This is a genomic window from Archaeoglobaceae archaeon, assembly GCA_038734275.1.
Classification (GTDB): Archaea; Halobacteriota; Archaeoglobi; order Archaeoglobales; family Archaeoglobaceae; genus WYZ-LMO2.
This window is the reverse complement of the sequence record JAVYOO010000001.1, coordinates 162,606-183,612: the sequence shown is the minus strand read 5'-3', so window position 1 is coordinate 183,612 and position 21,007 is coordinate 162,606. Positions and strand designations below refer to the sequence as shown.

General features: G+C 42.0%; 24 protein-coding genes and 1 tRNA gene. 12 read left to right on the top strand and 13 right to left on the bottom strand.

What is annotated here, in order from left to right; translation table 11 throughout:
* Nucleotides 1-37: 37 nt before the first annotated feature.
* Genes QXI54_00975 through QXI54_00945 form a run of 7 tightly spaced genes read left to right on the top strand, consistent with a single transcriptional unit; the run spans nt 38 to nt 5,013 of the window.
* Nucleotides 38-535 carry an NTPase gene (locus QXI54_00975; GenBank protein MEM0301726.1) on the top strand — a complete coding sequence of 166 codons (498 nt, stop codon included), beginning with the start codon at nt 38-40 and terminating at the stop codon, nt 533-535.
* Nucleotides 525-1,556 (top strand): tRNA (guanine(10)-N(2))-dimethyltransferase, encoded by a 1,032-nt coding sequence (locus QXI54_00970; GenBank protein MEM0301725.1) that lies wholly within the window; start codon nt 525-527, stop codon nt 1,554-1,556. The genes QXI54_00975 and QXI54_00970 overlap by 11 nt, the downstream gene beginning before the upstream one ends.
* 40 nt (nt 1,557-1,596) lie before the next feature.
* Nucleotides 1,597-3,084, top strand: a complete 1,488-nt coding sequence (locus QXI54_00965; protein MEM0301724.1) for a hydantoinase/oxoprolinase family protein — start codon at nt 1,597-1,599, stop codon at nt 3,082-3,084.
* Complete coding sequence (locus QXI54_00960) at nt 3,059-3,430, top strand: hypothetical protein (protein ID MEM0301723.1); 372 nt, start codon at nt 3,059-3,061, stop codon at nt 3,428-3,430. The genes QXI54_00965 and QXI54_00960 overlap by 26 nt, the downstream gene beginning before the upstream one ends.
* Nucleotides 3,420-4,232: a fumarate hydratase gene (locus QXI54_00955; GenBank protein ID MEM0301722.1), complete on the top strand. Its 813-nt coding sequence runs from the start codon at nt 3,420-3,422 to the stop codon at nt 4,230-4,232. Before QXI54_00960 ends, QXI54_00955 begins: the two co-directional genes overlap by 11 nt.
* On the top strand, nt 4,229-4,771 hold the full coding sequence (locus QXI54_00950) for a FumA C-terminus/TtdB family hydratase beta subunit (GenBank protein MEM0301721.1): 543 nt from the start codon (nt 4,229-4,231) through the stop codon (nt 4,769-4,771). The genes QXI54_00955 and QXI54_00950 overlap by 4 nt, the downstream gene beginning before the upstream one ends.
* Nucleotides 4,768-5,013: a hypothetical protein gene (locus tag QXI54_00945; GenBank protein ID MEM0301720.1), complete on the top strand. Its 246-nt coding sequence runs from the start codon at nt 4,768-4,770 to the stop codon at nt 5,011-5,013. Before QXI54_00950 ends, QXI54_00945 begins: the two co-directional genes overlap by 4 nt.
* On the opposite strand, the gene QXI54_00940 is transcribed toward QXI54_00945, so the two are convergent.
* On the bottom strand, nt 5,005-6,594 hold the full coding sequence (locus QXI54_00940; protein ID MEM0301719.1) for a PQQ-binding-like beta-propeller repeat protein: 1,590 nt from the start codon (nt 6,592-6,594) through the stop codon (nt 5,005-5,007). The two genes, QXI54_00945 and QXI54_00940, sit on opposite strands and share 9 nt — an antisense overlap.
* 83 nt (nt 6,595-6,677) lie before the next feature.
* Here QXI54_00940 and dph5 point away from each other — a divergent pair, with 83 nt between their 5' ends.
* Together dph5 and QXI54_00930 are read left to right on the top strand one after the other, a co-directional pair.
* Nucleotides 6,678-7,430 (top strand): diphthine synthase, encoded by a 753-nt coding sequence (gene dph5, locus QXI54_00935; protein ID MEM0301718.1) that lies wholly within the window; start codon nt 6,678-6,680, stop codon nt 7,428-7,430.
* A 66-nt stretch (nt 7,431-7,496) separates the two neighbouring features.
* Nucleotides 7,497-7,853 (top strand): OB-fold nucleic acid binding domain-containing protein, encoded by a 357-nt coding sequence (locus tag QXI54_00930; GenBank protein MEM0301717.1) that lies wholly within the window; start codon nt 7,497-7,499, stop codon nt 7,851-7,853.
* Here the strand turns inward: QXI54_00930 and QXI54_00925 are convergent.
* The 3 genes from QXI54_00925 to QXI54_00915 are packed head-to-tail and all read right to left on the bottom strand — an operon-like array spanning nt 7,814 to nt 8,755.
* A complete protein-coding gene (locus QXI54_00925) occupies nt 7,814-8,158 on the bottom strand; it encodes a GIY-YIG nuclease family protein (protein ID MEM0301716.1) in 345 nt (114 codons plus the stop codon). The genes QXI54_00930 and QXI54_00925 overlap by 40 nt on opposite strands.
* A gap of 29 nt (nt 8,159-8,187) precedes the next feature.
* Nucleotides 8,188-8,499: a hypothetical protein gene (locus QXI54_00920; GenBank protein ID MEM0301715.1), complete on the bottom strand. Its 312-nt coding sequence runs from the start codon at nt 8,497-8,499 to the stop codon at nt 8,188-8,190.
* Complete coding sequence (locus tag QXI54_00915) at nt 8,468-8,755, bottom strand: hypothetical protein (GenBank protein MEM0301714.1); 288 nt, start codon at nt 8,753-8,755, stop codon at nt 8,468-8,470. Before QXI54_00915 ends, QXI54_00920 begins: the two co-directional genes overlap by 32 nt.
* Nucleotides 8,756-9,021: 266 nt before the next feature.
* Here QXI54_00915 and QXI54_00910 point away from each other — a divergent pair.
* Nucleotides 9,022-9,104 (top strand) — tRNA-Leu (locus QXI54_00910).
* Between the two features lie 337 nt (nt 9,105-9,441).
* Here the strand turns inward: QXI54_00910 and QXI54_00905 are convergent.
* From QXI54_00905 to QXI54_00895, 3 genes are all read right to left on the bottom strand, one after another.
* Nucleotides 9,442-11,262: a hypothetical protein gene (locus QXI54_00905; protein ID MEM0301713.1), complete on the bottom strand. Its 1,821-nt coding sequence runs from the start codon at nt 11,260-11,262 to the stop codon at nt 9,442-9,444.
* Nucleotides 11,263-11,407: 145 nt separating this feature from the next.
* A complete protein-coding gene (locus QXI54_00900) occupies nt 11,408-12,235 on the bottom strand; it encodes an Mrp/NBP35 family ATP-binding protein (GenBank protein MEM0301712.1) in 828 nt (275 codons plus the stop codon).
* A gap of 95 nt (nt 12,236-12,330) precedes the next feature.
* The gene (locus QXI54_00895) at nt 12,331-13,605 is read right to left on the bottom strand and encodes an acetyl-CoA C-acetyltransferase (protein ID MEM0301711.1); all 1,275 of its coding nucleotides are present in this window, start codon (nt 13,603-13,605) and stop codon (nt 12,331-12,333) included.
* Nucleotides 13,606-13,714: 109 nt separating this feature from the next.
* Here QXI54_00895 and QXI54_00890 point away from each other — a divergent pair, with 109 nt between their 5' ends.
* Nucleotides 13,715-14,542, top strand: a complete 828-nt coding sequence (locus QXI54_00890; GenBank protein MEM0301710.1) for a hypothetical protein — start codon at nt 13,715-13,717, stop codon at nt 14,540-14,542.
* Here QXI54_00890 and QXI54_00885 read toward each other — a convergent pair.
* From QXI54_00885 to mcrB, 6 genes are read right to left on the bottom strand one after another with little or no spacing between them, the layout of a single operon-like run.
* Complete coding sequence (locus tag QXI54_00885; GenBank protein ID MEM0301709.1) at nt 14,494-14,970, bottom strand: DUF2115 family protein; 477 nt, start codon at nt 14,968-14,970, stop codon at nt 14,494-14,496. The two genes, QXI54_00890 and QXI54_00885, sit on opposite strands and share 49 nt — an antisense overlap.
* 29 nt (nt 14,971-14,999) lie before the next feature.
* Entirely contained in the window at nt 15,000-16,667 is a 1,668-nt protein-coding gene (mcrA, locus tag QXI54_00880; GenBank protein ID MEM0301708.1) for a coenzyme-B sulfoethylthiotransferase subunit alpha, read from the bottom strand.
* Nucleotides 16,668-16,677: 10 nt separating this feature from the next.
* A complete protein-coding gene (gene mcrG, locus QXI54_00875) occupies nt 16,678-17,472 on the bottom strand; it encodes a coenzyme-B sulfoethylthiotransferase subunit gamma (GenBank protein MEM0301707.1) in 795 nt (264 codons plus the stop codon).
* The gene (mcrC, locus tag QXI54_00870) at nt 17,469-18,092 is read right to left on the bottom strand and encodes a methyl-coenzyme M reductase I operon protein C (protein ID MEM0301706.1); all 624 of its coding nucleotides are present in this window, start codon (nt 18,090-18,092) and stop codon (nt 17,469-17,471) included. Before mcrC ends, mcrG begins: the two co-directional genes overlap by 4 nt.
* Nucleotides 18,089-18,475 (bottom strand): methyl-coenzyme M reductase operon protein D, encoded by a 387-nt coding sequence (locus tag QXI54_00865; GenBank protein ID MEM0301705.1) that lies wholly within the window; start codon nt 18,473-18,475, stop codon nt 18,089-18,091. The genes mcrC and QXI54_00865 overlap by 4 nt, the downstream gene beginning before the upstream one ends.
* 5 nt (nt 18,476-18,480) lie before the next feature.
* Nucleotides 18,481-19,812 (bottom strand): coenzyme-B sulfoethylthiotransferase subunit beta, encoded by a 1,332-nt coding sequence (mcrB, locus tag QXI54_00860; protein ID MEM0301704.1) that lies wholly within the window; start codon nt 19,810-19,812, stop codon nt 18,481-18,483.
* 252 nt (nt 19,813-20,064) lie between these two features.
* Between mcrB and QXI54_00855 the strand changes: the two genes are divergently transcribed.
* The gene (locus QXI54_00855; GenBank protein ID MEM0301703.1) at nt 20,065-21,006 is read left to right on the top strand and encodes an AIR synthase-related protein; all 942 of its coding nucleotides are present in this window, start codon (nt 20,065-20,067) and stop codon (nt 21,004-21,006) included.
* Nucleotide 21,007 lies beyond the last annotated feature (1 nt).

The window sequence follows — 21,007 nt, the reverse complement described above, 5'->3', positions numbered from 1 at the left end:
ACAATAGATTTTTTATCCACTAACTTTAAATTTTGCTGTGAAAGTTGCTGTAACCGGTAAACCAGGAATCGGAAAAACTACTCTCTGTCTAAAGGTTTACGAAACTCTAAAGGAGAAGTTCAGAATTTCTGGTTTTTTAACACAAGAAGAGAGAGTCGGAGGGGTAAGAACTGGTTTTAAGTTGATGGATCTCTCGAGTAAATCCGAGGCAAGACTTGCAAAAGTTGGAAAAGGAGAGATAACAGTAGGAAAATACGTAGTCCTGTTAGAAGAGTTTGAAAGTTTTCTCGAGAACCTCGATTTAAGTGGAGATTTAGTGATAATTGACGAAGTAGGGCCTATGGAATTGAAAAGCTCGAAATTTATTTTTATGATTCAGAACCTAATGAATAGAGAAAATCTTCTTTTTACTGTCCATTACAAATCAAACCACTGGCTCATTGAAAGAATAAAAAAGGAGTTTAGACTTTATACGATTGACGAGGCAAACAGAAATTTTGTCACGCAAGAAATCGTGAAGCTCTATGATCGTTGAAGGAAAAGCCAGAATAATAACCGATGGTATATTCTACAACCCAAGAATGAAGCTCTGCAGAGACATAGACATGCTTATTTTTTCGGAACTTAAAAAACATACAATTCTTGATGCTTTTTCTGCAACCGGAGTTCGGGGAATAAGAGCTATGCTTGAAGCTGAATGCGAAGTGGTTTTTAACGATGCAAATCCTAAGGCTGTAGAAATAATCCGAAAAAATCTCGAGCTAAATGGTTTATCAGCGGAAGTAAATTGTAAAGATGCCTGTATTTTAATGCGAGAGAAAAATTTCAGGCACATAGATATTGATCCATTCGGTAGCCCAGCAAACTACATTGAATCTGCCTGCATTTATGCAGAATTTCTGAGTGTCACTGCTACCGATCTTGAGGCTTTATGCTGTAAGAATTCCGCAGGACTTAGGAAGTATTCTGCATTTGTCTCAAAAACTGATACACCTCACGAAATCGGGCTTCGTGTTCTGCTGGGATACATAGCGAGGACTTCTGCAAGATACGAGAAGAGTATTGAACCGCTTATTGCATGGACAAAGGAGCACTACTACAGGGTTCATGTTAGACTCAAACGCTCAACCTCAGAATCGCTAAAAATGTTTGATAAAATTGGATTCATCGTTTTCTGTCCAAAGTGCCTGCGTAAAAGCGTTGTTGTGTTTAAAGAATTGCCAGATAAGAAATGCAAATGTGGAACAAAGGTATTTGCTCTCGGTCCTCTTTGGATTGGGGAATTAAAGAACCAAGACTTTGTTAATAAACTTGCAAACAAAGCAGACGGAGAGGCAAAAAAGCTTCTTGTTAAAATTGCGGAAGAAGAAGACATACCGTTATCCTACGATTTGCAGAAAATCTGCAGTAAACTGAAAAAATCAGTCCCCCCAACAAAAGATTTTGTTGCAAAGCTAAGGTCAGCAGGGTTTAAGGCATCGATGGCTCATTATTGTGGCCACTGTATAAAAACCAATGCAGAATTAGAAGAGTTGGAAAGCTTGCTCAACTACTAACTACAAAGATTTTTTATATCTTTTAGTTGTAAGGATTTCGATGATTGGTGTTGATATAGGTGGCTGTAACTTGGTTTCTGCGATTGTTTCCGATGAGATCTCGATATTTAAAAAACCCGCAAACTTAGGAATTGAAAGTTTACTCAAAGAAATAAAAGATCATCTTGGTAAGGAAAAAGTCGTTGTGGCGACTTCCTTGCCGATCAATTTGCTGGTATCAAGATATGAGGAGATGAAAACTCTTGTTCTACTTATTCCCGGGCCCGGTTTGAACTACTCCCAATACGGTTTCGTGTTGAAGGGTTACGTCAACCACAGAGGAGACGTGGTCGAAAAGATCGATGAGGCAGAAGTGAGGAGAATCCTCGAAAGGGAAAAGTTCCAGAACGTTGCAATAGCATCCAAGTTCTCGGTAAGAAATCCAGTGCTGGAAGAAGAAGTTAGAAAAATTGTTAGAGAAAAAGTTAGCGATAAGAGAATAGCGCTGAGCTATTTTGTTGGGGGCTTGAATTATCCCGCAAGGATTAACACCACGGTGATCAATGCAAAAATTAAGGAAATGGTGTGGGATTTAAGCGAGAGTATAAAAAAGATTTTAGGTGACTTTTATTACCTCAAGGGAGATGGGGCGATCTCAGGTTATCAGATGGTCGTGGAGAATCCATCAGAATTGTATGGCTCCACAGCAGTTGCCTCTGCATTCGGAGCAATGTTTTTGACTGGGGAGAAGAATGCGGTTGTTGTGAATATCGGTGGTATTTCAACTTCTCTCGTTAGAATTGAAAACGGCAATCCAATAATAATTGAAGGAGTTGAGATAGGTGGAAGAAAAACGCTGATAAGATGTGTCGATTCAATCTCTATTCCTTTAGGCGGAAATTCTATTGTTCAGAATGGAAAGCTAAAGCCAGAATGTGCTACTCCTTTGGCTTTTGGTGGAAGCAGCTTTACTCTTACAGATGCTCTCAACTGTGTTGGTTTTGAAATTGGTGAAAGCAGACGTTCAAAAGAAGCTGGAAAGGCCTTTATTTCTGAAGCGGTTGTTGAAAGCTTCGTTTCGATGGTTGCTGACAACATTAGAGCTATGGAGTGCAATAAAATAATCGGTGCCGGTTATCTCGCTCCCTATCTGATTCCAGAGATTGCAAAGAGGGCTCAAGTTGATTATGTTGTTCCAGAGCACAGTGAGGCGGTTTGTGCAATTGGTTCTGCAATTACTAAGGTTAGCTTAACGCTTCATGCAAGGTATGACACAGAAAAGGGTATTGCGATCTACAACGGAGTTCCAGAAAAATGCCCCTTCAGAACTGGTAGCATTCCGAAGGACGATGATTTAATTGAAACTGCAAGAAAAAAGGTTTTGGAAATTGCCAAAAGCCTTGGAGAAGAAGATGTCGGAGAGATAAAGCTCTTAGACTTTAACTCTTTTACCGTCGTTAAAGGTGGTATGAAAAGGGGAGTTATTGCGGACTTAACTTTACAAATCGAACCGGGAATAAAGTATGGAAGAGCTAAAGGAATTCTTTGATGCAATAGAGGAGCTTAAGGCGCTTTCTAAAGATGGGTGGGTCGTGGTTGTTGAGGGGATTAAAGACGTCAAATCTTTGCGTGAGATCGGAGTTGAGGGTGAAATTGTGATCTTCTCTGGATTTTCAAGCACAGCTGAGAGATTGAATGGCAAAAAGGTGATAATACTCACCGACTACGATTCTAAGGGATTTGACATCGAGAAAGGGCTTTTGAGAGCACTTTCAAGCTATGGGAACAAGCCAAATGTTGAACTTAAAAAGAAGATCTTTCGTTGCATCAAAAAGGACGTTACAAAGGTTGAGGAGCTGAACAATTTCATTAGGAGGGAGAGAAATGAACTATGAAGAAGTTATGAATGCGGTTATGGAAATCATAGTTAAAGCTCAGACTGAACTGCCTTCGGATGTAGTAAGTGCACTAAAAAAGGCTTATGAGTCTGAAGAGAGCGAAATTGCAAAAAGAAATCTTGAAGTGATCCTTGAGAACATCGAAATAGCAAAAAAATCGAAGCTTCCTATTTGCCAAGATACAGGAATTCCATTTTTCTTTGTTGAAATTGGCAGAGAGCTAAGCTTGGACTTTGATATCAAAAAAGCTATAGCAAATGCGGTTCGAAAGCTAACTCCAACTATTCTTCGCCCAAATGCTGTCCATCCGCTTACAAGAAAAAATTCAGGCGATAATACTGGCATCGGAGTTCCTGTTGTCAATCTTGACATTGTCGAAGGGGACAGACTTCGGATCGCTTACATGCCAAAGGGAGCAGGGAGTGAGAACATGTCCCAGCTTAGAATGTTCTTGCCAATGGAAGCGGATAAGATAAAGAAATTCGTTCTTGAAACCGTCGCAAGAGCTATGGGGATGCCGTGTCCACCAATAATCATCGGTTTGGGAATTGGAGGAAGCTTTGACGTTTCAGCAAAACTCGCAAAAAAAGCCTTGCTAAGAAGTCTTGACAGCATGAATGAATTTGAGCTTGAGATTCTCGAAGCGGTCAATTCCTTAGGAATAGGTCCTATGGGTCTTGGGGGGAAAACAACCGCTTTGGCTGTGCTTTCAGAACTGAACCACTGTCATACTGCTTCTCTGCCAGTCGCTGTTAACATCCAGTGCTGGGCAAATCGCAGGGCGGAGGTGATTCTGTGATCATTTCTACGGTTGACGAGAGCATACTGAAGCTTAAGGCTGGAGATATTGTTTATGTAAATGGTGAAATCTTAACTGCAAGAGATAAGGCCCATGCAAGAGCGGTTGAGATGCTTAAATCTAAGCAAGAGTTGCCCTTCAGCTTTAATCGCTCCATTGTTTACCATTGTGGTCCAATAATAAGCGGAAATCGAGTTATCTCCGCTGGACCAACTACTTCAGAAAGAATGAGCCCCTACGCTCCCAAAATCCTTGAGAGTGTTGATTTAATGGTAATGATCGGAAAAGGAGGTATGAGCAAAGAAGTCGTGAATGTGATGAAAGGCAAGGCGGTTTATCTTGCATTCACTGGAGGAGCGGGTGCTTTTGCGGCGAGCAAGATAAAGAAAATCAAAGGAGTTTTCTGGGAAGACTTAGGCATGGCTGAAGCGGTCTGGGTTTTCGAGGTTGAGAACTTCGGGCCGTGCGTTGTTGCAATAGATTCTAATGGCAACAATCTTTATGAGGAAGTTGAAAGAGAAGTTAAGTCAAGGTTATGATAATTTTGCATATTTCAGGGCACTGCATTGAGACTTCCGCAAAGAAAAAATACGAGGAACTGCTTTCTCATCTGCTCAGGCACGAAGATGAAGAAAAGGAAAAAGAGCTGGAATTTTTGATTGATTTTCTTAGGAATGCAGATTTTTCGGAGCTTAGGCGAAAAGGATTCGACGGCAGAGAAGAGATGACTGTGAGAGTAAAAAAAGAGAAGGGAAAATTTGTCGTTGAAAGGCTAAGTTAAAGCATAGGCGTAAACCTTAGAATATGCAACGTTGTTTGAATTGTCCACAGCAGCTATGTAGAATTCCACAGACTTCTTTACTTTAAGCTTTGCAACGTAAAGCTCTTCTGAGAGTCCGTAGCCACCTATGGGCTCTCTAACGTATCTTCTTCCAAGTTCCATGTCCTTATAGTTCCATTTTCCACTATCTTCTGAATATACGATCAATGCTCTGTGAATTGCGCTTCCTGAATCTTTTATTGTGGCAGACACGCTTATTTCATCCCCTTCAGTCTTAATATCGATAGAAATTATCTCGGGTGCTTTTGAATCGCCTAAGACATATAGCTTCTGGGAGCTTCTGTTGTCCGAGAAAATAGCGTAAATTGTGCCTTTTGAAACCGCTACCTTTGGTGTGAACACCTCGCTACCTTCGTGCTTTATTTCGAACAGTTTTTCAAGTCCACGCCACAATATGTAGATCTTGCCGTAGCTTTCAGTTTTAACTGGCAGAATTACGATGTTATCAGAAACAACAGGAAATCCCGGAAATTCCTTTGAACTGAGATTAAATGTTCCAATTAGATTTCCATCGAAATCAACGATCTGCAAATCGAAGGGCTCTTTTCCAATCGTTCTCGGGATATAGAGCGCGTAATCGCTTGCCGAGATTAGGGGGTTATAGTTGAGATCTTCTCCAGAACCAAAGTATTTCTTCCAGAGCTCTTTTCCCTCTTCAGAGAACGCATAAACGTAGCCCTGTTTTGAAACGAAGATCATTCCGTTTTTGTAAAGCGGTGCAGAATAGCCTTTCTCAATTTCCCAAAGAAGCTTCCCGTTCTGAAGCTCAAAGGCGTAAAGCTTGTTTGCAGAAACGAAAAGCTTTCCATTTCCAACTGCAAAGCCGTTAACCGTGCCATCTATTTTGGCTCTCCATTTCAGTTCTCCTTGCTGAGTAAAGCACATTACCCAAGGATCCAAGTAATCCGTTCCAATGCATACGAGATCGCTAACGATTAAGGCTGAAACGCTCCCTGCGATGTTGATTTCTTTATGCCATGCAATCTTGCCAGTTTCCTTTTCAAAGGCTATCAGCGAGAAGCCCTTTTTACCCGAAGTAGTTCCGACAAACAGGTAATCTCCAACCCCATAGGCTTTTATGTCCTTTTCGAGGGATTCATAGACATTGTAGCTCCAGACGAGCTCATCAGAGTAGGCGTAGACTCTATAGTTATCAACAAGGAAAACTAACTCCTCAACTACTGGAGTTGCAAGATCTCCTCGCAGGTTTGCACTGACATTAATGAGCTTTGCTACAGAAGGCTTTCTTGGGATTTCTGTAGTGTAGAAATCGCTTTTTTCTGTTCCCTTTACAAGTCTCCAAGGTTTAAGTTGGAGTAAATACTCACTTGGTATCTTTTCAATCTCCTTTAATGGCACAGTCTCTTTAAGCTTTTTTTCGGAAGGTGTCATCTCCGGAGTTGTCATCGGAGTTGTTGAAATCGGAGTCTCAGGGGTTTGGACTGGAGTTTCTGGTTTTGTTCCTTCCTGAACACAGCATGAAAGCAGAATCAAGATTGCTACAAGCAAAAACCATCGCATATGGCACATAGTTTATTTGTTATAAAAACTTTCTCATGAGCTCTGAATGCGTAAAGTTTAACATTAGCATTAAGACTGGATTTATGCTAACTCTAATTGGCTTAGGACTTTGCGATTACAAAGACGTTACATTCCGTGGCTACGAAGCAGTAAGAACTGCGGAAGAAGTCTATATAGACAGTTACACTTCAAAAATTTCTTCTTCGCTCGAAGAACTGCAGAGATTTTTTGGTAAGGAGATAAAGGAAGCCAAGAGAAGCGATTTAGAGGAGAAAAGTGGGTTAATAATTGAGAAAGCTAAGCAAAAAGATATTGCGATCCTCGTGCCTGGTGATCCGACAATTGCCACAACGCATATCTCGCTCGTGCTCGAAGCAAAGAAAGCGGGAGTTAAAACGAGAATCATAAACAATGCAAGCATTATTAATGCTGTTTGCTCGCTTACTGGGCTGCAGAATTATCGATTTGGCAAATCAGCTACGATAAGCTGGCAAAAATCCAGAGCTTTTATAGACACGATAAAGGCAAATCTAAGTATAGAAGCTCACACTTTGCTTTTTCTTGACTTAAATCCTCCAATGACGATAAAAGAAGCTGTGAATAGAATTTTAAGTTTTGAAAAAAGCTTTGAAGAGCACTTTGCTGTAGGCATTGCAAGAGCGGGAAGCGAAAATGCGGTCGTGAAGTGCGATTGCCTGAAAAAACTGCCCGAATTTGACTTTGGAGAACCGCTACACTCAATAGTTGTGCTCGCAAGGACACTTCACTTCATGGAATACGAATGCCTGAGACTCTTCGCTTCAGCTCCAGAAGAACTTAAAGAGTGGGTAAAATGAGGGAAAGAATTGGAATTTTAATGCTCCTTCTTGGGCTAATTTCGACGTTTTGGCTATGGTGGTATTATGGATAGGCTCAAGGAGATCAGGGAAAGATTTGGAGAGTTATTAGATGATGAAACTGCTGAAGAACTTGCAAAGTATTCTCCGAATGGACAGGAGTTTACAAAGATTGCGGAAATAACTCCCGGGAGGGTTAATATAAAAGGCAGAGTCAGTGGGATTGGGGATCCAGAGCTCGCTAACGAGCTCTATGTCTCAGACGACAGTGGAAGGGTTAGAGTTATGGTATGGGACAAAGAGATTTATTACAAAGCAGAAATTGGAATGAAAATCGAAATATACAACGGATACGCCAAAGAAGGAAAGAAGGGCATTGAGGTTCACGTGAACAAGTATTCGATTGTCAAATTTTTGGAATAAAAAAGGTGGGAATAGCAGTCACAATCGGAGCACCCGAATCTCTTAATCGGGAACAATTTAACCTTTTTAGCAAGCTCACACTCTTCAAGGTTAACAAGGATTGCTCCAATGACTTCGAAGACTTCTGATATGTAGTCTATATGCCATTTCTTCGTCTTCTTGCCAAAATGTCTCCTGACTCTGCTGATTCTCTCCGCACTGCCGACGTAGTAGTAGTATCCGGGCTCGAAATCAAAAAAGCCGAGCTTGCCAACTTCAATTCTCTGCCTACAGTGATTGTAGAGAATCACAATGTAGGATGCCACAAAAAAGGTTTAATAAAAAAATAAAAAATTTACTGCTTCTTCTTCTCCTCCTTCGGGGCAACTTCGAGCATCTTGTTGTAAATTTCGTCCTGTTGCTTCTCAAGCTGATCCAGAAGCTTCTTGAAGTTGTCGAAAACCTTCGCCTGAGAGTCCATGTAAAGCTGGATTGCCTTCTTCACACTTTCAAAGCTCTCTCCTGGCAGAAATTGTCGAAGATAGAACTCATACATGCTCACGTAGTTGTCCATGCTCACCTTTAGCAAATCCAGCGTTGTCTTTGCAATTCCGAAACCCATCTTGTAGAAACCCCTACCCGCTTCCATTAACTCCTTCATTTCCATACTTTTCACCTCCTTCTTTTACGATAATTACCTTTACAACATCTCCATCCTGAAGCCTGAGAGCGATTTTTTCCGCTTCAGGAATCGAAATTCTTCCGCCAGCCTGAATCTTAGCCCTGAAAACCGCGATATCTTTGCTCATTATGCTAAATCCTGAAATGAGTTTTATAGCTGAAGAGAGAGACTCGATGAATTCTCTTTGCCATTTCAGTGCATCTTCCCAGAATTTCTGAAAGTCTCCGAAACTCGGAACCATCTATTGGTATTTGCTACCAAAACTATATATAGTTTTCGGTAAAAAGTGGAAAAGTCTTTATAAGCATTTTTAAACCTTAAAATCCGCTTTTTGCATCTATGTAGCTTTTCAGATTCACTGAAGACGTCTAATCGCAATTTACAAAAATTAACACAACCTCTTAGCTCTTCTTTTTTGCAAATCTTTTCAAATCTGAAATTTCGATAAGTCATCTTCAAAGCCTCCAAACCAAAAAGCAGATAAAACGAATGTATAACTTATCTCAAGCGGGGGTTGCCGAGTGGCCAAAGGCGTGAGACTCAAGATCTCATCCCGTAGGGGTTCGAGGGTTCGAATCCCTCCCCCCGCATTATTGTTCAAAGTAAGACTTTTGAATTCCAAATGCAAAAGATGAAAGTTCTAAAATCCATAAATTCGAGATTGAAGGCCATTAGATCTCATTGAGATTGCAATTAAGGATTTTTCATTAGTTATTGCTAGATTGAAGGTTTTTGTTGCGTTCTTCGATCATTAAAGCCTTTGGAGTAGTTTGAACTTCTTGTTTGTATAGCTAAAGATTTGCCTGCGATAGTCTTACCCATGTAACTTTAATCTTTTTAAATTTAAAAAGTCTGCTGAAATAAATACCTACTTCATCAAAAGGATGATTCCTTAAAAAATACATTACATTAGATTAAATAAATTAATTAAATTTTTAATATTTCCTGAATCCCTTTCCCAGTAAGATAACTACCAATGAGAACCATAAAGAAGATAAAGAGCATTTTAATCAAAATTAAATACACTTCTGGATCAAACTCAGAACTTAAAATATTATTTGCTGTATTAAAGGAGAGAATGAGTATCACCACCCCTATAGGGATTGTCAAAAGACCACATAGCTCTGGATAATCCACTAAACTGACCCCTTTACTAGTTAGATAACCTCCTATCGCAAGCATTAGAATAAAAACCAGGATATTGGTAAAAAAGAAGTCAGCAAAGTCTATTGTGTTAGAAAAATCTGAATTAATTATGTTCTCAGCTCTCAAATATGATAAGATAAGTATAAAAAGTCCAGAAACGAGGAATATCCCCCCAATCACTCTTTGCTCCTTTCTGACCTCTCTCTTATGCTGAACTTTAATCCTCTCCCGACTTATAAGGCTAACTCCTTTGTTTGTTAAATAGCTACTAATACCAAACATAAAAACGAAAGCAAAAAATTTGGGCCAAGTTTTTTTTGCTTCTTGAAGAAAGACCTCATTCACTTTGACGAGTGAATGAATGAGTAGTAATACCCCAATTATTGCTATTAGTGCTCCAATAATGTCACGAAGGTTGATTTGTGCCTTTTCAAATTCTCTATGCTCTATTTCTTCAAACTTCTTAGTTTTGATCCTCTCATGTCTCCCCTTTTTGTAAACGCTAAAACCAAACACAAACGCTATCGCAACAATTAGCCCACACAGGGTTATGTAAACCAGCATAGGGGCATTTTTTCTAGAATACCAAGAAGAGTAGAGTTCATTGGACATCTTATTGGCATAATTAGTAACTTTGGATAGCTTGGAGCTTTGTTCAGAGAGCTCTCTAGAAAAAGATAAAGCCTGACCTTTGAGCGATTTTAGATAGTCGTTTAGATTTGCAATACGATTTGCAAATTCAGAAATTATACTACCAAGAACTGGAACATCAGAAGCAGATCTAACCGAATTCTCAGCTTTTGACAATAAGTCTATTAAGCTAGAAAGTTTTTTCGAAGTCTCCTCGGTTTTAGTTTTAAGTTCGCTAAATGCACTCAAACTTTTTCGAATGTCTGCCTGCAATTCGGGGGACAATTCACCTCCTGCTCTCAGAGTTTCAATACTACTTATAACTCTCGGAAGTGAAGTCTCAACGTCAGCCGATGCCTTTTTCCACGCGTTCAGCTCGCTGTTCAAAGATACAATAGCTTTTTCAAATGTTGAGATTTCTGGATAAGAGGACTTTATAACGTCCCAAGCGCATTTTTTACCAATCAAAAGTGTATCCACACAATAACTTTTTAAGGTATCTATAAAATTGACAATGGAGTTTGTTACTGAAGAAACAGGGGTAACAGCACTGTTTATTCTTCTTGATGTGCTCAAAATCTCATTTAGGGTGTCAATGTCAGAGGGTGAGAGTAGCAAGGCAGCATTTTTCCATGCAACTTGAGTTAGAATTGCTCTTGCAAGTTTTGAATCCTCCACCAGTTCTCCATTTAAAGAAATTATCTCGAGACCGCTTGCAAATGGAAGAAGATTATTAAATTTGATAACCTGATAATCTTGACCTTGGTAACTTACAGTGTCCACAACTTCTGTGCTAAGGTCTAATGGAATTCGATAACGCTCAACAACATCGGATCCCCACTGAGCGCTTGTAACACCTGTAACACCTAAGAGAAAATATAATAAAACCAAAATTCGCAGAGATTTCGAAAAAGACATTGATAAGGGCTTATTTACATGTTTAAATAGAGGTGCAAATTTCAATGCTACCACCTCTCCCCTTATTATTTCTTAAATAAATGTGGTTTATTAACTTTTCTAATTTTTAGAAAAAATTAACAAAACAAATTTTTCAGTATTTATCGACTTTTTCATTTAAAGTTAAAGCATAAAAACTTTTGAACTGAACACACATCACTTATACTACTCTACCAAGAGCTTTCTCAATCCTACTGACGATCTCTTCAAACGCCTTCGCAGTCTTGGAGCTAAAGTCAACAACGAAAGGCATTCCGCTGTCTGCTTCCTTCGCTATTTTCGGATCCATCGGTATTTCGCCAAGCAATGGAATTCCGAAGCTTTTAGCAATTCTTTTACCCGCTCCACCATTAAAAACTTCAATCCGTTCTCCGCATTTCGGACAGCTCAGATAGCTCATGTTCTCAACTATTCCAATAATCCGCATCTTTAGAAGCTCTGCAAACTTCACGGATTTCTTAACGACTTGCTCTGAAACTTCTGATGGAATTGTCACTATTATAACTCCATCCATGTCAGGCAAAAGCTGTGCAATGCTCAATGGCTCATCTCCAGTGCCCGGTGGTAGATCGATAAGCAGATAATCCAGTTCTCCCCAGTCAACTTCGCCAAGTAGCTGTCTTATTGCGGACATCTTTAGCGGACCTCTCCAGACAACTGGCGCCTCATCTGCGGGTAGCAAAAAGTCCATCGAAACGACCTTGATGTTCATCGGTCCAAGAACTGGAATGATCTCACCTTTTTCAGAAACCTGAAGTCTTCTTCCTTTAAGCCCGAGCATCTTCGGCACGCTTGGTCCGTGAACATCTGCATCAAGAATTCCTACTGAGTAGCCTTTCATTGCAAAAGCCATTGCAAGGTTAACAGTTACCGTGCTTTTTCCAACACCGCCCTTGCCACTTATCACCGCAATTTTATGCTTAATTTTGCCCATCCGCTCCTTTATCCTTTTATCCTGTTCTTCCATGAGCTTTCTTATGTCTTCCATGTTATCCATCCTTCTCTCTCAGTTCTTTAATCCTTCTCTCCACCCATAACAATTGTCCACGAAAGCTTGGAGAATCCAGAAGAAAAATTCTAAAATTAAATTCTTTCGAGAATCATTGCCATTCCCATTCCACCGCCAACGCAAAGCGTTGCCAATCCGTAGTCAACCGCTCTGCGTTGCATTTCGTTGATCAGAGTTGTAACGATTCTCGCCCCAGTTGCGCCGATCGGATGCCCTAAGGAGATCCCGCTTCCATTCACATTCGTTATACCCCAGTCGAGCTCGAGCTCCTTTATGCAAGCCAAAGCCTGTGCTGCAAAGGCTTCATTAAGCTCTACAAGCCCGATATCACTTAGCTTCATGTTTGCCTTTGCAAGGACTTTTCGCACCGCAACAATCGGTCCAAGACCCATATATGCGGGATCAATCGCAGCTGAGGCATAGGCAACGATTCTTGCCTTTGGCTCAAGTCCAAGAGCTTTTGCGGACTTCTCCTCAGCTATAAGCAAAGCTGAAGCCCCGTCGTTCACACCACTTGCATTTCCCGCTGTTACAGTTCCATTTTTCTTGAAAACTGGTGGAAGAGTTGCGAGTTTCTCAATGCTCGTGTCCCTCCTCGGATGCTCATCGATCTCGTGCCTGATTACTTCTTTCTTTTGCTTGATCTCAACAGGGACTATTTCATCCTTAAACTTACCTTCATCTATTGCCTTCACCGCCCTCATGTGGCTTTCGTAGGCAAGTCTGTCCTGTTCTTCCCTGCTTATTTCATAAAGCTCAGCGATGTTCTCAGCGGTGAAGCCCATGTGGTAGCCATAGAACTTCTCCCAGAGACCGTCGAATACCATCAGATCAAGGATCTCATCAACAGCATTTACAGACATCCTGTAGCCCCACCGAGCCTTTCGCAAAGCGTAAGGAGCGTTGCTCATGCTTTCCATTCCGCCAGCGATAACAAACTTCGCATTTCCAGAGTCGACGCTCTGTGAAGCCAAAGCGATCGCTTTAAGACCGCTCGCACACACCTTGTTCACAGTAAAAGCGGGCACTTCCTTTGGAACTCCAGCGTAGATCATTGCCTGCCTTGCAGGATTCTGCCCTTGTGATGCTTGCAAAACGTTCCCCATAATTACCTCGTCTATAGCCACTTCGATTCCATCGTAATCGAACGCCTTTTCAAGCTCTATTCTGCCCTTTGGAAGCTTATTCGGATAGAACTCAACCGATTCTTTTGTTGGAACTGGTTTAATTCCGAGCTTCTTCAGCAAACCCTTAATCGCAATTGCTCCCAGTTCGTAGGCTTGGAAGTCCTTTAGAATTCCACCAAATCTGCCTACGGGAGTTCTTACACCCCCGATGATAACTGCCATACTCAGTATTTATTTTGGAAGTTAAAAACTTTGTCATTCTTACCATTTTTCATGCTTAATCCTTTTTCTGACTTCGATAAGTTTAAAAATTAGCTAAGAAAGCGAAGATGTGCAGAGAAACATCGCAATCTATGGAAAAGGAGGAATAGGCAAGTCAACTGTTGCAAGTCATCTTGCGGTCTATTGGGGTCTCAAGGGCTATAGGGTAGCCCTTATTGGCTGTGATCCAAAAAGAGACACCACTCTGCTTTTGACTGGAAACAAAAGGGTGAAACCAGTTCTGCAGGCTTTAAAAAATAATGAAGCGGTTGAGCAATGTTTCGAAAAAGGCTACGCAGATGTCCTGTGCTTAGAGATTGGCGGTCCGGAGCCGGGTGTGGGTTGTGCGGGTAGAGGGCTTCTTTTGGCTTTCGAGCTCATCGACAGGCTTGGAGTTATAAGAGATGCTGAAATCGTGATCTACGATGTGCCCGGAGATGTTGTGTGCGGGGGCTTTGTTGTGCCAATGAAGCGTGGAAGCGAAGTCTACGTTGTGACTTCTGGCGAATATCTCTCGCTTTACGCAGCAAACAACATCTGCAATGGCACAAAAAATGCGGGAGCCAAATTTGGGGGTATAATTCTGAATTCAAAGTTCGATCTGGATTTTGAGAGCAGAATAGTCGAAGAATTTGCCAAAGCTGTAGGAACGAAGATAATAGGAGTCATTCCTTATCTTAGAAGGCTCAAAGAGTGTGAAATTGCAGGAAAAACCGTATTTCAGCTCCAAGGGAATTCTAAAGAAGCGGAAATCTTCCAAAATGTTGCCGAAAGAATCCTAAAGAATGAACCATCTGCGAAAATTTCAGGGCTTGAAGACGAGGATTTGATTGCAATTTTTGAGAAATTTTACCCCTCTTCGAGCTTTTCACAAACACAGAACTCACAGAAAGAGTAGGGGTTTTCTTGCTTTTCTTTTGCAGGGCAGTAGTATTTATTTCCAATCTGCTTAATCCTTAATCCCCCTGGAAAAATTATATTCGGTGAATGCACAGGCTTTTGTGCAATGAATATAAGATACGGCACAACAACCCTTGAGACTTTCAGAAATGCCTTTTCGTATTCATTTTCTGGAGATTTGTTAAGCCTTTCCATCAATTTTCTGTATTTGTCCTGGTCAATTTCCCCCTCAACCTCAGCAATTCTTATGAGCTCATAGAGATTTTCTGCAAAGTATCTAAATATCTCGTCTAACCAAGGCTTTCTATAACTGTCGGGAACAAATTTGAACTCCTCTTCCAAGTACTTCTTTCCAAGGACAAGATCGAGGTAAGAAATTGCCAAAGCTTCCTTTTTTAATGCATTTAGCAGTTCACTTTTTTGCACAAAACGGGTTTTAAAAAAGTATAAAAAATTTAGTGCGGTGGAATTACCGCATCTCTCTCGCCGTCTGGCATGAACTCTCTCAGAGCACCCTTTGCAATCATCTTCCTCGGCTCAGTCCAGTCGAACTTCAGCGAAGGATCTGCGAATGCAACCTTAACCAGTGGATTCACGCACCATGCATGCCTGCAGGCTGCGTGAGCAGCTGCGACGATACCTGCATATTCTCCGGTGTGCCCAACGTTCATTGCATAGTTTGGATAGTTCGGACCTCTAAGCTCCAATGGCAAGCCCTCGTCGCTTCTGTATGAGAAGCTGTTTGAAGCACCCATCTGATCCTGGGCATCGTAGCCGTAGAAGCCAAGTCTGCCCATGTGCTCCTTATGCAAGATCATTGACAGATACCAGCCATTAACTCCCGCTTGAGCATCTCCAGTTGCGATTGCAGCTCCAACGCCAGATGCTGCTGCAAGAACTGAAGCTCTCTGCGAACCACCGAAGTGTGTCTCCATGAGAGCTGGGAATCTCTCATACTGTTCAAGTCCATAGAGCGTAGCTTCGGTTGCAACATCCAAGATTGTGTCCATCGTCCTTGGAGCTTTTGCAAATCCTCCAAATTTCTTCTTTACATAGTCCGCGATGTAGTAGCAGAAGTCGTCGAGGATATCATCTGTATAAACGGCTGTTGCATACTGGGTGAATCCTACGCCTCCAGACATGTATATTCCGAACCAGAGCTGATCAAAGATCACTGAACCGATTGCGAGAGTTTCGAGAGCAACTCTAACTGGATCGTCGGGATACTTTCTGTTTGTCTGCACTATGTCTGCCAAGTAGCCAAATGGTAGTCCACCAGGCTCATTTGGACCTCTTGCCCTCCTCCATGGTGTCAGAGAAGACATCTGAATAACTTCGGCATGCTTTGCAGCATATGCGAACTCAGCAATCGCAGCTTCACCAGCCATCAACTTGTAAGATGCTATCATTGCCATGCTGATCTGCATCGCAGACCATCTCGAGATTGTGCCTCCATCAGCAGCTCTGCCAACGATGATTGGCACTCTCGTTACCTGATACAAAGACTTGCCAATTGCCTTCTTCAAAGCCTCAGCCTGTTCAGCTGGGAAAAGCTTATTGATGTCGATCAGGAATTTCTTGTCGATTTGATCCGCAAGCTCGTCATTGCCAGTGAATACCTTCACGTATGAGTCAGAAACAAGTGCAGGATGAATTTCGACCATGTGCTCCTGAACAACCGCACCTCCGGGCAATGCATGGTTAACAACTTCGAGATACTGGTTAATCGTTTCGGGAGTTACTTCCTTACCCAATCTCTTTTCAAGCAAGGCATGTGGGGCATCGAGACCGACGATCACAGTTCTCCTTATATCATCCCAGGCCTGCTGCATCGCAGCATTGTTTATGTAGTGCAGATCGTCGCCTTCACAGTATACATCAGTGCTTGAGATCTTATAGGGCATCAAAACTCTTTGCCCCACAGGAATTCCGCCAAGATGCATTTCTGGATTATAACCAGGAATTCCCCTCTCTTTTGCAATTTTTTGAGCCCACTCTACAAATTCCCTCTTTCTTGCGGACTGCTTCCAGCCATCGTAGATGTAAAATCTTGTGTGCTTCTCAGTTGGTTCTTCCTTGAATTTCTTTTTCAGAGCATCAATAAACAACTTCTTTTCAGCCATCTAAATCACCTCACACCTTTTCAGCTTTTTCAAGCTTAAATCCCGCAAAAGTTCTCAGCAAGTGGATCCTCTTTACCCAGTTGAGCAGTTCTGGATCATTTCTGGTTGAAACTCCGTCCACTCTGTAGATCGTTGTCATCTTCTTTAACTCCTCTTCTGGCAATGGCTTTCCTACCCTTACTGGAGTCTCCAATGGGACTCCAACCTGGTCTTTAACGTAGACCACTTCGCCAGTATTCTTGTCAAAGGTATACCTTCTGAGTGCATCAAACATCAATCCATTCTCATCAAGTCTGAGCGAATGGCCATGGACTGTAGCGCCTCTAACTCCAACTCTTGCTGGATCGAATACTTCAGTTTCAAGCAATTCCTTTGCAACAAGCTCGAGATCGCGTTCTCTCATTTCAAGTGGGGCTCTGCCTGAGAGTGTTCCGGGATCAACGCCTCTGTATCTCCAGAAGGCCATCCAGCTCCTCACGTATGGAGCAAGCGGTGCAAAGTAGACGGAGTCCGTGAACTGAATGTATCTGATTCTGTCTCCCGCCTTCGCTCCAGGAGTTGGCTCTACAAGCTCCCTAATTGGGCAAGCGGGTTCACCAAGTTCTTCAAGTGGTGGATGCACAGACTTATAAGCTTCTCCCGGCACCCTATGCCCAAGAAGTCTCACGACGTCCTCGTCAGAGATCGATCTCAGTTTTTTAAGCTCGTATCCGGGGTCCAAATATTTTCTTCTGTTCTCCGCAACGATTGTTTGCCCCGGATATGCGGGCTTATACTTTCCAGCCTTAACTTTTATCTCGCTCATACATTCACCTCTAAATGCGACTTAACTTTCATACAAATCTCATCGATTTTTTTTGGCGGGCAATTTTGCCCCCTAACAACGTCGGTAACTATCTCAACAACCTCTCCCAAGGTTTCGGGTTTTTCAGGGCTAATGACTCGCGTCTTCACACCCGCTTTCGCGAAATCTTCAAAGGTTACGGGACACTGGCACACAACGACAGCCTTAATTGGAACATACCTCAGTATTGCTTTCGCCTTTCCGACAACATGATGCTTGACATTTCCCAGATGGATTATTGCCAATTTATGCTTCGAAATCCTGTCGATTTCCTCGATTTTTAACCCGAAATGTGAACCATATCCCCCTCTCGACGCTGAAGCTCCTGGAGGGGCACTTGAGCCTGCATCGAGCACGAGAACACTGGGATTTATTCCCTCCCTTCTTAATCCAGCCGTGATCTCGCAAACAGGCTTTGTTACGTGTCTTGTGGAAGGAGACATCGATATAACGATCACATCGGATTTCTTTTCACCACAGTAACCCTCTGAAATTGTTCCGCGCTGAGCCAATCCGCCTCCTAAACCGATCCCCATCGCCTCTCTGCAATCAACAAACTGCGTCTGTCTGCCGATTTTCATTCTTCATCCTCTCTGCTTTCTCTCATCTGCATTATGTATGCCATCTTGTAGTCATGTAGTGTGGGCTGATCCTTTGTGAATTTGCCTATTCTTATTGAATACCCGAAAGGAAGCAAATTCTTGCAGATTTCATTGAGTTTATCTACAACTTTGTCAGGATCTTTCGCGCGAAGTATTAGTCTACTTATTGCCACAGATAGCTCCATCTCTTCGCCTTTAATTACAATTTTTTCTTTTACATCGCTTTTTACTCTTGGACCCTGAATGAGCACACCTTCAACTTCTTCTATTTCGGAAATTTTACTGAGCAGAGTTTCAGCTGTTTTTGTCCCCAAAAGTCTGTAAGGAAATATTTCTACCTCTTCCTTGGGAGAGGGTTGCATGATAGTTACACCGTCTTCTTAACCTCCGCAGCACCCTTTGCGACGTGCACTATTGGCTCCCTTAGCGCTGGGATTGTGCTGAAGACACGTCCAATGATACCAGCGATTCTGTCCGGGCTGTAGTAGACTGTTCCAGCATCTAATGCTATTGCAGCTGCGATTGCAGGAGCAACGAATCCCTTGCTGTGCCTCGTAACTATGTGGTTGCCATGGAACACTACTGGGCTTCCACCACCATAGATCGAGTGGCTGAAGAACGAGAACTCGACACCCAAACCAAGTGCCCTACCAAAGTCCACGGACGGCAATCCGGTTTGCCTCTCAAGCAGATCGTTGTAGTAGATCGTAACACCAGATATGCTTTGCATTGCTCTCTGGGCACCGCAGTTCACCATTGTCGCTGCAAGGAATCCAGCTGCAGCATAAGCATTCCACAAGGCGATATCATCGGTAGTATAAGTCACGTAGCCAGATGCACCCTTGCCATTGGGCTTAATGACCTTATCTTCAACAGCTCTCTCTACAAGGCTTGCAACAACAGTTCCAACTGATCCATTCTTTCCATTTGCCTTAACAAGCTCGTATACGAGATTGTTAGCGTTTAATCCCTGATAGGCAAGTCCAAGGAGATGCAATCTCTCAAAGGAGCCAATCGCATCGCCCATCTCGATCATTGCGGTCTGTTCAAAGATCGATGCCAAGCTTGCTGCATTCATTGCATTCTTTCTTGCAATTGTCGCTATATACGAAACTGGCACATTTCTCAATGCATACCCCAAGCCTTCATTCTGCTGGGGCACGGAAAGCAAAGACTGCACATTTGCACCCATCAGATCCATTGTTTGCGGATACCTGCCCCAGACTGCTGCCTTTACCATTGGTGCATCGAACATGTCTACCTTGAATATGTCGATGATTGCTTCAGTCACGGCAGCTGCGGTTGCTGTAATTGGTGCAGTATATTCGACTGCTTTCAGAACTCTTATTGTTGGAACTTTCACAAGGAGACTTCTGCCCTCGTCAAGGATCTGCACTTCGGTATCGTCGTCTTTCTTAACCTGCAATATGCTCTTTATCTTGTCTGCAATTGCTCCAGCATTGCCAACAACATCAAGCTTCAAAGACTTCCCAGGGATTATGCACTTCTCTCCACCTACCGCTCCAGTTTCCAAGGCCTTCTGAATTCCCTGCAAGTTCACCGCTACGGATCTCTGCACTGTCTTAATGATCCCTTCTATGGCAGGGTTCAGCAAGGGGCTAATCGCTTCGAGTGGCACTCCCGATTCAAGCAATTTCCCTTTGTCGTCATAAAGGTCTATTTTGTCCTTATATTTCATAAATCCACCCCCTTTTTTTCGATTTCACAACTCTTACTGCATTTCTAAAAATGCACACAAGTTTAAATATTTTCTCATTTTTTCCAGCCTTTAAATAGACTTTCATGTAAAATCGGGATTATTGTAATTTTATTTCAGTTTTAAATTTTAACAAGTCATTAACACCGAGATTTCAATTTTAAACTGCACCAAATATCCATGAAACCGAGATTTTTCCAAAAACCTTTTTAAGCTAAACCAGAATTTAAGCCAATGGCAACACCAAATCTCGATCAAATAATCTCTGAAGTAAGAAATTGGCCAGGATTAACGAGAAAAAAATTTGCAGGAAAGCTTGCTGAGCTCGTTGATGAATTCTTTGGAGAAGATGCTGGTTATTTCACTCTCGATGACTGGGAAATTGTATTTACAGTTGACGGTATCTGGCATAGAGTTCTCGAAGAAGACCTCTACTGGGGCGGATTCATCTCGATCCTCGTGAACGTGCACGATGTATACGCAATGGGCGCAAGAGCAAAGTATGCAGTCAATGTGCTCTCAGTTAGAGATCCCGCTTGCTTGGACAAAATAAAGAAAGGGATGTTTGATGCAGCAAAGAAGTATGACATCAAAATTTTAAAGGGACACGTTCATCCTGACGCACCATCTAATTCTGTAGAAGTTGCAATGATCGGTTTTGCGAAAAAAGGAACACTGATCAAATCAAATACTGCAAAAGAAGGAGACAGTATTATTGTGGCTGTTGATACTATTGGAGAACCACACAGAAAGCTGATTTACAACTTTGATTCCACGAAAAAAGATGCTAAGACAATAAGAAGACAGCTTGAATCGATGGTTTATCTCGCAGAAAAAAAGCTCGTAAATGCGGGTAAAGATCTCAGCAATGCGGGAATAATTGGCACTATTGCAATGATGTTGGAAGTTAGCAAAAAAGGTGCCGTGATCGATGTAGAGAGAATCCCAAAACCAGAAAACGTTGAAATAATTCAGTGGCTGAAAAGTTATCCTGCATGTGGTTTTTGTGTGACTTCTGATCGTCCTGAAGAGGTCATAGAGGTATTTAGATCACATGGTTTAAATGCTGGAGTTGTTGGAGAAGTTGACTCAAGCAGAGTCGTAAAATTGGCTTATAAAGGAGATCAAAAGACCTTCTTCGATTTCAGAAAGGAGAGCATTCTTGGGTTGATTTAAT